Source organism: Methylobacterium sp. Leaf99 (assembly GCF_001422375.1).
GTDB lineage: Bacteria > Pseudomonadota > Alphaproteobacteria > Rhizobiales > Beijerinckiaceae > Methylobacterium.
Window position 1 is genome coordinate 595,953 of sequence record NZ_LMMU01000001.1, and the last position, 15,041, is coordinate 610,993.

15 protein-coding genes are annotated in these 15,041 nt (G+C 67.5%); 12 read left to right on the forward strand and 3 right to left on the reverse strand.

Translation table 11 applies throughout. From position 1 onward, the window contains the following. Nucleotides 1-15 precede the first annotated feature (15 nt). The 10 genes from paoA to ASF28_RS02835 all read left to right on the forward strand — a co-directional run bounded on the left by paoA (nt 16) and on the right by ASF28_RS02835 (nt 9,078). Nucleotides 16-615, forward strand: a complete 600-nt coding sequence (paoA, locus tag ASF28_RS02795; protein WP_056087340.1) for an aldehyde dehydrogenase iron-sulfur subunit PaoA — start codon at nt 16-18, stop codon at nt 613-615. Then, nucleotides 612-1,562 carry an FAD binding domain-containing protein gene (locus tag ASF28_RS02800; RefSeq protein WP_056087343.1) on the forward strand — a complete coding sequence of 317 codons (951 nt, stop codon included), beginning with the start codon at nt 612-614 and terminating at the stop codon, nt 1,560-1,562. Before paoA ends, ASF28_RS02800 begins: the two co-directional genes overlap by 4 nt. 3 nt (nt 1,563-1,565) lie before the next feature. Then, nucleotides 1,566-3,785 (forward strand): aldehyde oxidoreductase molybdenum-binding subunit PaoC, encoded by a 2,220-nt coding sequence (paoC, locus tag ASF28_RS02805; RefSeq protein ID WP_056087346.1) that lies wholly within the window; start codon nt 1,566-1,568, stop codon nt 3,783-3,785. Between the two features lie 323 nt (nt 3,786-4,108). Next, entirely contained in the window at nt 4,109-5,566 is a 1,458-nt protein-coding gene (locus ASF28_RS02810; RefSeq protein ID WP_056087349.1) for a helix-turn-helix transcriptional regulator, read from the forward strand. 119 nt (nt 5,567-5,685) lie between these two features. Beyond that, nucleotides 5,686-5,847 carry a CsbD family protein gene (locus ASF28_RS22155; protein ID WP_157085286.1) on the forward strand — a complete coding sequence of 54 codons (162 nt, stop codon included), beginning with the start codon at nt 5,686-5,688 and terminating at the stop codon, nt 5,845-5,847. Nucleotides 5,848-5,906: 59 nt separating this feature from the next. Then, complete coding sequence (locus ASF28_RS02815) at nt 5,907-6,410, forward strand: CsbD family protein (protein WP_056087352.1); 504 nt, start codon at nt 5,907-5,909, stop codon at nt 6,408-6,410. 203 nt (nt 6,411-6,613) lie between these two features. Further along, nucleotides 6,614-7,471, forward strand: coding sequence for a PhnA-like protein (locus tag ASF28_RS02820; protein ID WP_244474952.1), 858 nt, complete (start codon nt 6,614-6,616; stop codon nt 7,469-7,471). Between the two features lie 94 nt (nt 7,472-7,565). After that, nucleotides 7,566-7,769, forward strand: a complete 204-nt coding sequence (locus ASF28_RS02825; RefSeq protein WP_056087357.1) for a CsbD family protein — start codon at nt 7,566-7,568, stop codon at nt 7,767-7,769. A gap of 76 nt (nt 7,770-7,845) precedes the next feature. Next, nucleotides 7,846-8,283 (forward strand): CsbD family protein, encoded by a 438-nt coding sequence (locus ASF28_RS02830; RefSeq protein ID WP_056087360.1) that lies wholly within the window; start codon nt 7,846-7,848, stop codon nt 8,281-8,283. Between the two features lie 303 nt (nt 8,284-8,586). Beyond that, entirely contained in the window at nt 8,587-9,078 is a 492-nt protein-coding gene (locus ASF28_RS02835; protein ID WP_056087363.1) for a YidB family protein, read from the forward strand. 123 nt (nt 9,079-9,201) lie between these two features. Here the strand turns inward: ASF28_RS02835 and ASF28_RS02840 are convergent, their stop codons facing one another. The 3 genes from ASF28_RS02840 to ASF28_RS02850 form a co-directional block, all read right to left on the reverse strand. Beyond that, nucleotides 9,202-10,068, reverse strand: coding sequence for a GGDEF domain-containing protein (locus ASF28_RS02840; protein ID WP_162239972.1), 867 nt, complete (start codon nt 10,066-10,068; stop codon nt 9,202-9,204). Nucleotides 10,069-10,393: 325 nt separating this feature from the next. Then, nucleotides 10,394-11,065: a haloacid dehalogenase type II gene (locus ASF28_RS02845; RefSeq protein ID WP_056087368.1), complete on the reverse strand. Its 672-nt coding sequence runs from the start codon at nt 11,063-11,065 to the stop codon at nt 10,394-10,396. A 370-nt stretch (nt 11,066-11,435) separates the two neighbouring features. Further along, nucleotides 11,436-12,572 (reverse strand): alpha/beta hydrolase, encoded by a 1,137-nt coding sequence (locus ASF28_RS02850; protein ID WP_082475954.1) that lies wholly within the window; start codon nt 12,570-12,572, stop codon nt 11,436-11,438. A gap of 452 nt (nt 12,573-13,024) precedes the next feature. On the opposite strand from ASF28_RS02850, the gene ASF28_RS02855 reads away from it, so the two are divergent. Together ASF28_RS02855 and ASF28_RS22160 are read left to right on the forward strand one after the other, a co-directional pair. Further along, nucleotides 13,025-14,194: a tyrosine-type recombinase/integrase gene (locus ASF28_RS02855; RefSeq protein ID WP_056087371.1), complete on the forward strand. Its 1,170-nt coding sequence runs from the start codon at nt 13,025-13,027 to the stop codon at nt 14,192-14,194. A gap of 53 nt (nt 14,195-14,247) precedes the next feature. After that, the gene (locus tag ASF28_RS22160) at nt 14,248-14,964 is read left to right on the forward strand and encodes a hypothetical protein (protein WP_157085288.1); all 717 of its coding nucleotides are present in this window, start codon (nt 14,248-14,250) and stop codon (nt 14,962-14,964) included. The last annotated feature ends 77 nt before the right edge of the window (nt 14,965-15,041 follow it).

Consider the following 15,041-nt stretch of genomic DNA (forward strand, 5'->3'; position numbering starts at 1 on the left):
AATCGGAGAGACCTGATGGTCGGAGCATCCGCCGCCGCGGCCCTCGCCGCCGCGCCGAACGGCGCCCGCGCCGATGCCAGCCCCGCCGGCACCGGCAGACCGGTGATGGCGAAGGTGTCGCTGACCGTGAACGGTCAGCGCCGCGACCTCGACCTCGACACCCGCACCAGCCTGCTCGACGCGGCGCGCGAGCACCTTCACCTGACCGGTTCGAAGAAGGGCTGCGACCACGGCCAGTGCGGCGCCTGCACCATGATCGTCGACGGGCGGCGCATCAACGCGTGCCTGACCCTTGCGGTCATGCACCAGGGCTCGGAGATCATCACCATCGAGGGGCTGGGCCAGCCCGAAAACCTGCACCCGATGCAGGCGGCCTTCATCAAGCACGACGGCTACCAGTGCGGCTACTGCACCCCGGGCCAGATCTGCTCGGGCGTGGCGGTGCTGGCCGAGATCAAGGCCGGCATCCCGAGCCACGTCACCGCCGATCTCAACGCCACCCTTGCGGTGACCGAGGCCGAGATCCGCGAGCGCATGAGCGGCAACATCTGCCGCTGCGGCGCCTACTCCAACATCGTCGAGGCGATGACCGAAGTCGCGGGGAAGCCGGCATGAAGTCCTTCACCTACGAGCGCCCGAGCTCGCCCGCCGAGGCGGCCGCCGCCGTCGCCGCCACGCCGAACGCCAAGTTCATCGCCGGGGGTACCAACCTCCTCGACCTGATGAAGCTGCAGATCGAGACGCCGGCCCACCTCGTCGACGTGAACGGCCTCGGCCTCGACCGGATCGAGCCGACGGACGAGGGCGGCCTGCGCGTCGGCGCCCTCGTGCGCAACACCGATCTGGCCGCCGATGCGCGGGTCCGCAAGGACTACGCCGTGCTCTCGCGCGCCCTGCTCGCGGGCGCCTCGGGCCAGCTCCGCAACAAGGCGACCACCGCCGGCAACCTGCTGCAGCGGACCCGGTGCCCGTATTTCTACGACACCGCCCAGGCCTGCAACAAACGCCAGCCCGGCTCCGGCTGCTCGGCCCTCGACGGTGTTTCCCGGCAGCTTGCCGTCATCGGCGGCAGCGACGCCTGCATCGCCACCCATCCAGGCGACATGGCCGTGGCCATGCGGGTCCTCGACGCCACCGTCGAAACCGTCGACGGCAAGGGCGCCACGCGAAACATCCCGGTGGCCGAGTTCCATCGCCTGCCGGGCGACAGGCCGGAGGTGGACACCACCCTCCGGGCCGGCGAACTCATCACCGCGGTGACGCTGCCGAAGCCCGTGGCGGGCACGCACATCTACCGCAAGGTCCGCGACCGCGCCTCCTACGCCTACGCGCTGGTCTCGGTCGCCGCCATCCTCGGCAGGGACGGCACCGGGCACGTCGCTTTCGGCGGCGTGGCGCCGCGTCCCTGGCGCGTCGAGGCGGCCGAAGCCGCCCTGCCCAAGGGCGCCAAGGCGGTGACCGACCAGGTCTTCGCCGGGGCCAAGCCCACCCACGAGAACGCCTACAAGCTGAAGCTCGCCGAGCGCACGCTCACGGCGGCGCTCAACCAAGCGAGGGCCTGAGCCATGAAGTTCGACACCCCCGCCGGCCAGAACCCCATCGACCAGCTCAAGGTCGTCGGCAAGGCCACCGACCGGATCGACGGCAAGTACAAGACCACCGGGACCGCGCCCTACGCCTACGAGCGCCACGACGTCGTGGCGAACCAGGCCTACGGCTACGTGCTCGGGTCCGGCATCGCCAAGGGCCGCGTGCGCCGCATCGACACCACCGCGGCCAGGAAAGCCCCCGGGGTCCTGACGATCGTCACGACCCTCGAGACGCCCCGGATGGAGCGCGGCATGATGAATGCCGCCTACCTCTTCGGCGGCGACGAGATCCAGCACTACCATCAGGCCATCGCCGTGGTGGTGGCGGAGACCTTCGAGCAGGCCCGGGCCGCCGCCTTCCTGGTGAAGGTCGACTATGCCGCGGCGCCGGGCAAGTTCGACCTCGCCGCCGAGGCGAAGGGCGCCAAGCCGGTCCCCGGCGACAGCGGCGAGGGCAGCGGCGGCAACGGCGAGGAGCGGGTCGGCGATTTCGAGGGCGCCTTCGCGCAGGCGCCGCTGACGTTCGACGAGACCTACACCACCGCCGACGAGAGCCACGCGATGATGGAGCCGCACGCGACCATCGCGGCCTGGGACGGCGACAAGGTCACGCTCTGGACCTCGAACCAGATGATCGCCTGGGGCCACGGCAGCCTCGCCAAGATCCTCGGTATCCCCAAGGAGAACGTCCGGCTCGATTCGCCCTACGTCGGCGGCGGATTCGGCGGCAAGCTGTTCGTGCGGGCCGATGCGGTGCTGGCGGCACTGGCCGCGAAGGCGGCGGGACGCCCGGTCAAGGTGGCGCTGACCCGCCCGCTCATCGCCAACAACACCACCCACCGGCCCGCCACCATCCAGCGCGTGCGCATCGGCGCGACGCAGGACGGCACCATCACGGCCATCGCCCACGAGAGCACGTCGGGCAACCTGCCCGACGGCGATCCCGAGACGGCGGTGAGCCAGACCAAGCTGCTCTATGCCGGCGCCAACCGCCTCACCGCCATGAAGCTCGCCCACCTCGACCTGCCCGAGGGCAACGCCATGCGGGCCCCCGGCGAGGCGCCCGGCCTGATGGTGCTGGAGGTGGCCATGGACGAGATGGCGGAGAAGCTCGGAATCGATCCCGTCGCGTTCCGCATCCGGAACGACACCCAGGTCGATCCGCACGCGCCGGAGCGTCCGTTCTCCCACCGCGACCTCGTCGGCTGCCTCACCCTCGGTGCGGAGACATTCGGCTGGTCCAAGCGCAGCGCGAAGCCCGGCCGGGTCCGCGACGGGCAATGGCTCGTCGGAATGGGCATGGCCGCGGCCTTCCGCAACAACATGGTGATGAAGTCCGGCGCGCGGGTTCGCCTGGACGGCGCCGGCACGGTCACGGTTGAGACCGACATGACCGACATCGGCACCGGCAGCTACACCATCATCGCCCAGACGGCCGCCGAGATGATGGGCGTGCCCCTCGACAGGGTGGTGGTGCGCCTCGGCGACTCGGCCTTCCCGGTCTCCTCGGGCTCGGGCGGGCAGTTCGGCGGCAACTCGTCGACGGCGGGCGTCTACGCGGCCTGCGTGAAGCTGCGCGAGGCGGTGGCCCAGCGCCTCGGCATCAACTCGGCGGACGCCGTGTTCGCGGACGGGCAGGTGCGGGCCGGCAACCGCGCCGTGCCCCTCGGCGAGGCCGCGGCGGCGGGGGCGCTCACCGCCGAGGACAGCATCGAGTTCGGCGACATCTCGAAGAAGCAGCAGCAATCGACCTTCGGCGCCCACTTCGTCGAGGTCGGCGTCGATGCCGACACGGCCGAAATCCGGGTCCGGCGGATGCTGGCGGTGTGCGCGGCCGGGCGCATCCTCAACCCGAAATCCGCCCGCAGCCAGGTCATCGGCGGGATGACCATGGGCACCGGCGCCGCCCTGATGGAGGAACTCGCCGTCGACACGAAGCGCGGCTTCTTCGCCAACCACGATCTGGCCGGCTACGAGGTCCCCGTCCACGCCGACATCCCGCACCAGGAGGTGATCTTCCTCGACGAGGTCGACCCGATGTCCTCGCCGATGAAGGCCAAGGGGGTCGGCGAGCTCGGCATCTGCGGCGTCGGCGCCGCGGTGGCGAACGCGATCTACAACGCCACCGGCATCCGGGTGCGGAATTATCCCATCACCCTCGACAAGCTCCTCGACGCCATGCCGGACGCCGCCTAGGCCCCGCCTCCGTTCCATCGCCGCCGCGGCGGATACCGGGCCGTCGCGGCGCTCGAGCGGAACCGCATACCATCGATCCGAAGGAAGTGGCAGGAAGGCGTGAGACCGGAATCGCCGGTGATCGCACGCCCCCGCGCCGTGAAGACCGCCGCCGTGCCACCGTCGCCATCCGCACCGCCATCGTCGCCGCGGACGGGCCTGATCGTTCACGTTCACGTCAGTGGTATGGTTATACCAGCCGCGATCCGGTTCTCCCCGGAACCGCCGTCGCACGTCCCCGTTACGGCTTGGCTCGATACGAGCGGCGGGCGGGGTGATCGAAGGTGGTGGAGGGCGTCGACAGGCACGAGCTCCGGCAGATCATCGCCGGTCTCACCGAGGGGGTGATCCTGATCGAGCCCGATCAGTCCATCGCCTATGCCAACACGGCGGCCCTGGCGATGCATGGGGCCGAGACCCTCGACGAGCTGGGCGGCACCGTCGACGCCTACCGGGAGCGCTACGCCCTGCGCTACCGCAACAATCAGGCGCCGAACCGCTACCCCATGGAGCGAGTCGTCTCCGGCGAGAAGTTCCACGACGTCATCGTCGAGGTCCGGCGCTCGGACAAGCCGGAGGTCGACTTCGTCCACTCGCTCCGGAGCCTCGTCGCCACCGACCGCGACGGCAATCCGAGCTGCCTCGCCCTCATCCTGAAGGATGTCTCCGGGCAGTTCGAGGCCGAGGAACGTTTCGAGACGACGTTCAACGCCAATCCGGCACCGGCCGTGATCTGCCGGCTGTCGGACCTGCGCCACGTCAAGGTCAACCTCGGCTTCCTGGAGATGACCGGCTACACCCGCGACGCCGTCATCGGCCGCAGCGTCTACGAGGTCGACGTGCTCGCCGGTGCCCGCAGCCGCGACCTCGCCATCGCGCGGCTCCATGCGGGCGGGACCATCCCTCAGATGGAGGCCTGCCTCGACTTGCCGGACGGAAGCACCCGCTTCGTCATCGTCGCCGGCCAGCCGATGGACCTCGGCGACGAGCCCTGCATGCTCTTCACCTTCGCCGACCTCGAGCTGCGGCGGAAGGCCGAGACCGCCCTCAAGCAGAGCGAGGAGCGGTTCGCCAAGGCGTTCCGGCTCACCCCCGTGCCGACGGTTCTCGCGCGGGCCGACGGCTTCTCCATCACGGCGGTGAACGAGGCGTTCTCGCGGGTCTTCGGCTACGGCGCCGACAAGGTCGCGGGGCGCTCGCCGTCCGACCTTCGCCTCTGGGTGCACGAGGGCGCCCGGGACAAGTTCGAGACCGCCGTGGCGCGCACCGGCTACGTCCTCGGCCTCGAGGTCTGCCTGCGCCACGAGGACGGGACGAACCTCGATTGCCTGATCTCGGCCGAACGGGTCGAGATCGGCGACGAAGCCTTCGCCCTGCTGGTCCTGCAGGACATCACCGAACGCAAACGGACCGAGCGGGACCTGTTCGACGCCATCGAGGCGGTGATGGCCGACACGTCCTGGTTCAGCCGCGGGCTCATCGAGAAGCTCGCCAACCTGCGCCGGCCGGGCAGCGAGCACAAGGACGGCCTCGTCCCGAACGTCACCGTGCGGGAACGCCAGATCCTGGACCACATCTGCCAGGGCCTGGACGACGACGCCATCGCGCGGCGCCTGAACCTGTCCCGCAACACGGTCCGCAACCACTCCGCTTCGCTCTACCGGAAGCTCGGCGTCCACAAGCGCTCCGAGGCCATCGTCTGGGGACGCGACAACGGCTTCCCCCTCGCCTCCCCCGGGTAAAAGAAATCCCCCTACCGGTACATCTGCACCATTGCCGGGCGCCGATCACGGGCCACTTGAGAGCCGGCACTCTTTCCCACCTTTTGCCCACCTCTTGCCCCGGCATCCTGGAGATCTTCGTGAGCCCGCAGCAGACGTCTTCGGCGGCCGACAAGCTCAAGGGATCGGTCAAGGAAGCCATCGGCAAGTTGATTGGCGACGAAAAACTCACTGCTGAGGGAAAAACTCAGCAGAAACTACCGAAGTCAGACGTTCGACCAAAGGCTACTTCCAAAACGTAGCTTTGGTCGAACGTCACCCCCGACGAACACGAACGTCACGAAAAAGAAGGAGAGACATCATGGTCGATACGGACCGCATCACCGGCGCCGCCAAGGAACTCGGCGGCAAGGTTCAGGGCGCCGTGGGCGACCTCACCGGCTCGAAGCGCGACTCCGTCGAGGGCCGGGCCCGCGAGGCGCAGGGGACCGCCGAGAACCTGTACGGCCAGGCCAAGGACACCGTGCGCGATGCGGCCGACCACGTCGCCGACACCGCCCGCGACCTCGGTAGCAAGGTCCGCGACACGGTCGGCAACCTCGTCGGTTCGGGCGACGTCGAGGACCGCGCGCGCCGCGCCCAGGGCGCCGCGGCGGACACCTACGAGCGCGCCGAGCGCTCGGTTCGCAGCGCCGGCCGCGAAGCCTACGACTATGCCGAGGACGCCTACGAAAATTCGGGCCGTTCCGTGCGCCAGGGCGGCCGCGAGCTGACCCATCAGATCGCGGAGCACCCCGTCGCCGCCCTGCTGGTGGCCGGCCTCCTCGGCTACGGCCTCGGCCTCCTCATCCACGGCCGCGACTGAACCCGCAGGCCCACCATCGATGGGTCCGACCGCGCCGGGACCGCGCGGTCGGACCCTCGCGTTCCACCCCCCACTTTCCCTCGAACGACCGAACTTCTCGGACGAGCGAATTTCTTCGACGACCGACCACCCGGAGTACCTGTCACGTGTCCACTTCCCCCATCCTCGCGACCCCCGCGGCCTCGGCCGACACCCGCACCGTCATGCTCAACTCGGTGTCGTGGGGCGCGATCTTCGCCGGCGCCGTCACCGCCCTGGTGACCCAGGTCATCCTCAACATGATCGGCGTCGGCGTCGGCCTGTCGAGCGTCGGCACCACCGCCGCCGACAACCCGGCCGCCTCGACCCTGTCCATGGGCGCCGGGATCTGGTTCATCGGCTCCGGCATCGTCGCGGCGCTGGCCGGCGGCGTCCTCGCCGGCCGCCTCTCGGGCAAGCCCGTTGCCGGCACCGCCGGCCTGCACGGCCTCGTCTCCTGGGCGGTGACCACCCTCGTGGTCCTGTACCTGCTGACCTCGGCGGCCGGCGGCCTCATCGGCGGCGCCTTCTCGGGCGTGACCAGCACACTGGGCGGCGCCGGCTCCCTCGTGGGCGGCACCGTGCAGACGGCGGCCCAGGCGGCGGCTCCGTCCCTGTCGAAGATCTCGAATCCCCTCGACGGCATCGAGCAGTCGGTCCGCAACCAGGCCGCCGGCCAGGACCCGCAGGCCGCCAAGGACGCCGCCGTCGCGGCGATCCGCGCCCTTTTCACCGGTGACCCGGCCCAGAAGGCCCAGGCCGAGACCCGCGCCGCCGACGCCCTGGCCAAGGCCCAGGGCATCCCGGCCGATCAGGCCAAGGCGCAGATCCAGGACTACAAGAAGCAGTACGACGAGACCGTCGCCACCGCCAAGGTGAAGGCCGAGCAGGCCGCCGTCGCCGCCAAGTCCGCCGCCACCCAGGGCGCCTTCTACGGCGCGCTGGCCCTGATCCTCGGCGCCCTCGCGGGCTTCCTCGGCGGTCGCCTGGGCGCCCCGCAGCCCGCCACCCTGGTCGCCGGCTACGACGCCCGCCGCGTCTGAACGGTTCGCCGATCCTGCCGGTCCCGGTTCGCCGGGGCCGGTCACCGGTCGAACTCGGCCGGTTGTCATTCACCCACAGCACAGGGGCACCCCGATGAGCAGCACCACCGACAAGATCAAGGGTCTGGCCAACGAAGCCGTCGGCAACGTCAAGCAGGGCGTCGGCAACGTCACCGGCAACGACAAGCTCGTCGCCGAGGGCAAGGCCCAGGAACTCAAGGGCGAGGCCCAGAAGACGGTGGGCGAAGCCAAGGACGGCGTCGCCTCCGTCGTCGACAAGGTCACCGGCAAGCGCTGAGCCGGACGCCCTTCCCGTGGCGGGCGACCGGATTCCGGACCCGCCACCCCGTGCCTTTCGAACCCAGGAGAATGCCATGAATCGCGATCAGTTCAGTGGCGCGTCCCGTCACCTCAAGGGTCGCGCCCAGACCGCCCTGGGCGGCGTTACCGGCGATCCGGCCCGCCAGGTCCGCGGCGCCGTCAACCAGGTGGCCGGCGGGGCGCAGTACGCCTACGGTCGCGCCCGCGACCGCGCCGAGGATTTCGCCGAGGACGGCCGGCATCTCGCCCACGAAGTACGGGACCGTGCCGGCAACCTGATCGATGACGGCCGTCACCTCGTCGGCGAGGCGCGCGACCGCGCGGGAAACCTCATCGAGGACGGCCGCGACTTCGCCCGTCACGCGGCCAAGCGCGGCACCACCTATGGCCGACAGGCCGTCCGCTACGCCGACGACAACCGCACCTCCGCCCTGCTCGGCCTCGCCGCCGTGGCCTTCGCCGTCGGCTGGCTGTCCCGTTCCAGGCGCTGACCCGCACGCATCCGGAGAGATCCCATGATCCGCAAGCTCCTGACCGCCTTCCTCCTCCCGAAGGTCATCGCCTATGTCAGCCGCCGCTTCGGCGGCCGGGCCGCGACCCCGCCGAACCGCCGCGGCCACTGACCGCCATCGGCGGGCCGATCTCCCGGGAACCGGCCCCGGGGCGCGTCCGTGCGCGGCCCCGGCGGCTGGGCGGGCGCGATCGTCGCCGGTGCCTGCCCCCTGTCCCCTAGACCGGACGCAGACCGGGACCGCCGCCCCGGCCGAGCCCGGAACCCCACGAAAGGTTCACCCATGAGCAAGGGCTACCCCTCGATGACCGCGCTGCTGGGCCTGCTGGCCGTGGCCGGCTACCAGAACCGCGACAAGCTCGCCGAGCTTCTCAAGGGTCCTGATACGGGTCACGACACGACCCCGGCGCAGGGCGCCGTCCCGCACGGGTCCGGCGCCCCGTCGGCGTCCACCGGGGGCGGCCTCGGGAATCTCGCCGGCCTCATCGGCGGCGTCGGCACGGCCGGCATCGGCGGCGTCATCGCCAGCGGTCTCAGCGAGCTGGTGGAGCACTTCACCAAGGGCGGTCACGGCGAGACGGCGAGCTCCTGGGTCAATCACGGGCCGAACCGCGAGATCCCCGAGATCGATCTGGAGCGGGCCATCGGGTCCGACACCCTGGATCATCTCACCCGGCAGACCGGCCTGAGCCGCCCTGCCCTTCTGTCGCGCCTGTCCCGCGAACTGCCCTCGGCCATCGACCGCTACGCCGCGGACGGACGCAAACCCGCCTGAGGAACGTCGGAACCCGCCTGCGCCGCGCCAGGCGGGTTTTTTCAGCTGGGTCGGGATGCGCCGGCATGTGCCCCGATGAACTGCCGACGGGCTCCCCGGAGGGGACGCTGAGCCGGTCGCGGATCAGATCGCCTGGGCAAGCCAGGGATCGCGCAGAATCCCCACGTGTTCCGGCTTGGCACTGACCTGACTGGCGACCGCAGGCGAAGTGCAGAGACGATTTCGCCCGGTTTGCTTGGCAACGTAGAGGGCTTCGTCGGCGCGGGTGATAAAATCGTCCCCATCGGTGTCTTTTCTCAAGCAGGCGGCGCCGATGCTGGCGGTGACCTTCAACTGCGTGTTGTCCGGCAGGAGGATCGAGCCGCCGGCGATCTGGTGGAGCAGGCGCTCGCCGAGCGTCGACACGTCGTCGAGATCACTGTCGAGGGCGACCACCAGAAATTCCTCGCCCCCGTACCGCACGACCCGGTCGGAGGTTCGACAGGAGTGGAGGATCAGTCCGGCGACGTGCTTGAGGACGAGGTCGCCGACGGGATGACCATAGGTGTCGTTGACGTGCTTGAAGTGATCGAGGTCGATGAGCAGGGCGGACAGGGACCGCTCCGTCCGCCTTGCGATCGCCACCTCCGCGTCGATCATCTGGTCGAGATACCGGCGATTGAAAGCGCCGGTCAGGGGATCGCGGATGACATCGCTCTCGAGTTTCGCGATGCGGACGATGTCGCGGGTCGTGGACGCGGACAGTTGGGCGACGATGAGGACGAAGGCCCCACCCGCGAGCAGGATGGCCGAGACGATGATATCGGCGATTCGAACGGTATGACTGGCGGAACTGAGGATACCGAAAGCGGCATAGCCCACCATGAAGAGCATGATGAGCGAGCTGAGGACACGCCACAGTCGATGCAGCCGCCCTTCGCGCACCATCGCAAGGATCTCTGAGATCGGCTTCAGCGATGCAGCCAGCAACGCAATGCCGATCAGGATCATGAGGGAACTGAGCCACGCCATAGGCTGAATGTGGCACGCAACCGTGAAGAGAGCGTTTCGCCGTCGGGTGAGTATTTATATTTGTAGAGCCATTCGAGAGATTTCCACAGTCGATCGAGCAACCTTTGGCTATTGATATCTGAATTACAAATAAGACATCGTGACACTTCGTCAGGCCGCGCGGTGGTTTGCGATGGGGGGCGCAAGATCTTCGCAGCCCCATTCGAGCGATGGACAAGCTTGTCGTCGGGCCGAACCGACGGCGGCCATCCCGACGGCGACCCGAGTTCTTGACGAACCGGCACCCGCAGCGTCGAAGAGCGCCCTAGATCCGCGCCAGGGCCCGGGCGACATCGCGCAGGGTCTCGCCGGACACGTCCGGCGCGCGCAGGACGGCGGAGTACGGAAGACCACGGGCGACGTAGCCCGTCAGCAGGCCGGCGACCTTGGCGCCGTGCAGGTCCCACGGATGGGTCGCGACCAGGGCCATCTCGTGCGGAGCGACCCCGGCGGCCTGCACGGCATGGCCGTACACCTCGGAGCGTGGCTTCGACAGCCCGACATCCTCGACGGATAGAACCTGCTCGACGAGACCGTCCAGGCCTGCGGCCGCCAGCAATCCCTCCGTGGTCTGGGTCGCCCCGTTGCTCAGGGCGAAGACCCTGATGCCGGCCTCGGCGAGAACCGCGAAGGCGGCCTTCGCATCGCCGTGCGGGGGCAAGGCCTTCATCATGCCGAGCACGGCCGCCCTGTCCTGCGGGGCGACGTCCAGGGCGTGCATGGCGAGCAGTTCGTCGAGGCATCCCGACAGGACGGACTGGAAGGGCGCGAAGGTGCCCGTCGCCGCCAGGGCGAAGGTGTCCCGCAGGCCGGCCGTGTAGAGGAAATCCAGGGCCATGGGCGGCAAGCCCAGGGCCACCAGGGCCGGCCGCATGGGCTCCAGGGTGAAGACGGTGCCGATGATGTCGAAGGCGACGACCTTGGGTCTCGTGGGCATGGGGTGACGCTCCGTCGTCGTGTTCGCCGGGGCAACGCCGGGGGCCGGCCATGGCTGCATCACGACCCGTGACGGCGATTCCGCGTGACGGCGATTCCGCGTGACCGCGATCCCGCGTGACCGCGATCCGGCATGACCGCGATCCCGAACTGGAAACGCAAAGCCCCGCCGCCAGCCGCCCCATCACGCACGGGCACCGGAGGGGACGGACGCTGGGCCGACATCGGCGGAAGGGCGGTTGCCAGGAGGGGCCGGTTCGCTCCCGGGTCCCTCAGGGACATTCGATCGAGGACCGAAGAGAGCGGGGCGCCCTCACGGGAGGCCGCCCCGCTCTTCCGGGCAGGTCGCAGTCCCGCGACGCGCGACCCTGCTACTTGCTGCCCGCCGTGCCGGTGACGGCCGCGGCAAAGGCCCCCTTGAGGTCTTCGATCACGGCGGTCTCGGCCTCCTTGGCCTTGGCGACCACGCTGGCCATTCCAAAGAACTCGTGGGTCACGCCGGGATAGTCGCGGTACGTCACCTGACCGCCGGCGGCCTTGATCTTGTCGGCCAGCATCTTGCCGTCGTCGTGCAGCGGATCGATCTGCGCGGTCACCACCGTGAACGGCGGCAGGCCCTTCAGGTCGGCCTTGCCGACGATGTCGAGGCGCGGGTCGGACCGGTCGGCGTCGGTGCGCACGGTCTGGTCGTAGAACCAGGCCATCATCGGCTTGTCGAGGGGCTTGGCCGCGGCGTTGTCCTTGTAGGACTGCGTGTCGAGGTTGGTGCCGGCCATCGGGTAGACCGCTACGACCCGGACCGGCTTCTCGACGTTGCCGTCGCGGGCCGTGACGGCCACGTTGGTCGCGAGATTGCCGCCGGCCGATTCCCCCAGCAGGGCGACCCTAGACGGGTCCCCGCCGAAGCTTTTCGCGTTGGCCAGCGCCCACGTGTAGGCGGCGAAGGCGTCCTCCTGCTGGGCCGGGAACTTGGCCTCCGGCGCGTGGCGGTACTCGACGGAGACCACGATGGCCTTGGCGCCCTTGGCGATGGCGCGCGGGGTGGCATCGTAGGTGTCGAGGTCCGCGATCACGAAGCCGCCGCCGTGGTAGTAGACCACGACCGGCAGCGGACCGGTGGCGCCGTCCGGCGCGTAGATCCGGACCTTCTGGGAGCCGCCCGCCGTGTCGTAGGCCAGATCCCTGGTGCTGACGCCGGGCTCGGGCGCGGTGTTCCGGCCCTGCTCCGTCAGGAGCGCCTTCACGCCGTCGGCGGCGCTCGGCTGCGTGCGGGCTTCGGCGGGCGACAGCTTCGGGAGCGGCTTCGGGTCGAGCTTCTTCATGGCGTCGAGGACGTGCTTCATATCGACGTCGAGGTTCGCCATCGGCGAGCCGGTCACCGCCGACACCGCCCCGTCCAGACGATCCTTCAGGGTCGGCGCACCCTGGGCCCGGGCGGACGCGCCCGACAGGAGGGCGGTGCCCGCGAGCAAGGCGGCCAGGGCGTGCGACTTCGGTCCGACGATCATGGAATGTCCTTGGGTTCGTGAAACGGACCGCCCGTCCGGCGGGCAGGTCCTCGACCAAGGGAACGACCCCTGTCCCGTCTCGTTCCCAGCCCCGCCCGTCCCCGAACGGAGGCGCCCGAACGGAAGCCATGGTGAACCCGCGTCCCGATCAACCCCGCGGCCAGCCTCGTTCGCACCCGCCTCCGCGCAGGCTGAACCGGGACAAGCCGGCGACCGATACGAGGGCTCGTGCGGGACACGCCAACCGAAGGGATCGTGACGTGCGATGGATCTGGTGAATTGGATCAGGCATTTTGGCGGAGAGGGGGTCCGCCATACCCTAGTCCGGGCATGTTTCCGAAAGTCCACGCATCCCAACAATTTCAGACTCTTAGGCCTCGATGCGTCTACCATAGTCCACCAGCATCCGCTACGATCCACGTTCTGCGTTGGGGTAAACGTTGGGGTAGCGTATGGCACGCGCGGTGAAGAAGCTGAGTGCGAGAGCTGCCGCGACGCTGGCTGCTCCTGGCCGTCACTCCGATGGGGATGGCCTCTACCTCGTCGTGGATACTAGTGGCGCCAGACGCTGGCTTTTCCTCTTCCGTTGGCAGGGAAAGCTCAAGGAGATGGGTCTGGGTGGCCTGTCTGCCGTTTCGCTGGCTGAAGCCCGCGAGAAAGCAGCGGCGGCACGTCAGATCCTCAAAGCCGGCAAGAATCCCATTGAGCAGCGCAGGACGGCCAAGGAAGAGCGGCTGACGGCAGTCACTTTCGGCTCGTTCGCTGAGGAGGTCGTAAAATCCCTTTCTCAGGGCTTTCGCAACGACAAGCACAAGGCGCAATGGTCCTCGACGCTGACGACGTACGCCAGCTCGCTCTGGCACAAACCGATCGATGAGATCGGCACCGATGATGTCCTGGGTGTTCTGACGCCGATTTGGCACACCAAGAGCGAGACCGCCTCCCGCGTACGTGGACGCATCGAGCGGGTGCTTGATGCCGCTAAAGCCAAGGGCCTGCGGGCGGGCGAGAATCCGGCGCTTTGGCGGGGCCACCTCGACAAACTACTGCCGGCTCGTCGGAAGCTGACACGCGGTCATCACGCGGCTATGCCATTCGACGACGTGCCGGGCTTCATGGCCGACCTCCGATCCCGCGATGCGATGGCGGGCCTAGCTTTGCAGTTCTGCGTTCTGAACGCGTCCCGCTCCGGCGAGGTGCTGGGCGCGCGTTGGATTGAGATCGACCGCAAGGCCAGGGTCTGGACAATCCCGGCGATGCGTATGAAGGCCGGCGTTGAGCACCGTGTGCCCCTCACCGATGCTGCACTCGCGATTCTCAACCAAGCCGAAACGGTTAGGCGCGGCGAGTACGTGTTTCCCGGACAAAAACCGGATCGCCCCCTTTCAATCATGGCCATGGAGATGATGCTCAGACGGATGAAGGTGGAGGTGACGGTCCACGGCTTTCGCTCCTCCTTCCGCGACTGGGTTGGCGAGCGGACGGCATTCCCACGTGAGATTGCTGAAACGGCACTGGCGCACGTCGTCGGCGATGCAACTGAAAGGGCTTACCGCCGGGGTGATGCGCTCGAGAAGCGACGAGCGCTGATGGACGCGTGGAGTTGTTACTTAGCTTCCTAGCTGACAAAGGCCGCCACGACCTCATAACGAATACATCAAAAAAGATAGATAATATGATCGATGAAAATGGAAATACGGCTACAAAGCGGACGATCTTTTCAACACAAGAACACATAGTGGAAGCTCAAGCCGCAGGAGTTTCCCTCGATGGACTGTTTGTTATTCAAGCTTTATCGTCACTCGGAGAAAAGCTTGCGTTAGCTAATCTTCACCACAAAAGTGGATCGCAACGCGACGCGATAATGATGAGTGTTTCAGCGGTTATCGAGATGCTAAGCGCACTTCGAGCTCCTCATAACGAGCTCGAACCGCTAGTACATCTCTTTCACGCATTAGGAGATCTGGAAAATGGCAAGATTGACCCAGTTTTGCAAGCTGAAAAGATAAATAACCGGACGGGTGAAACTGTCTCTGAGTGGTGCGCTCGGGCATATTTATCCGCCGCATTGGAAGCTCGCATAAAACTTGGCGAGTCTATTCTAAATTCGTCAACACATATCTCTAAAGAATTTGATATAGTCGATGATCGAAGCGTAAGCAATAAGAATGCAGCAAAACGACTCGTAGATTGGCGAGCTAATTTTAAAAGCGGTAAGATTTCATTCGACGATATTCATGCAGATTATTTCCGAATTATGAACGATCAAATTTCTATAGCAAACAATCTAAGCGGAGACACAAGAATTGATATGCTGAATAGATTATACGTTATTAGCATGAATGAAGCAAAGCGATATCGAAATCGTACGGGTAAAAAGCCAGGGGGATAAACCCATCTGAGATCGGTTTTAGGGGGAGTGTACATCGAACGCACTGAAGGAGGACATTGCATTCAAGCGATCACGCT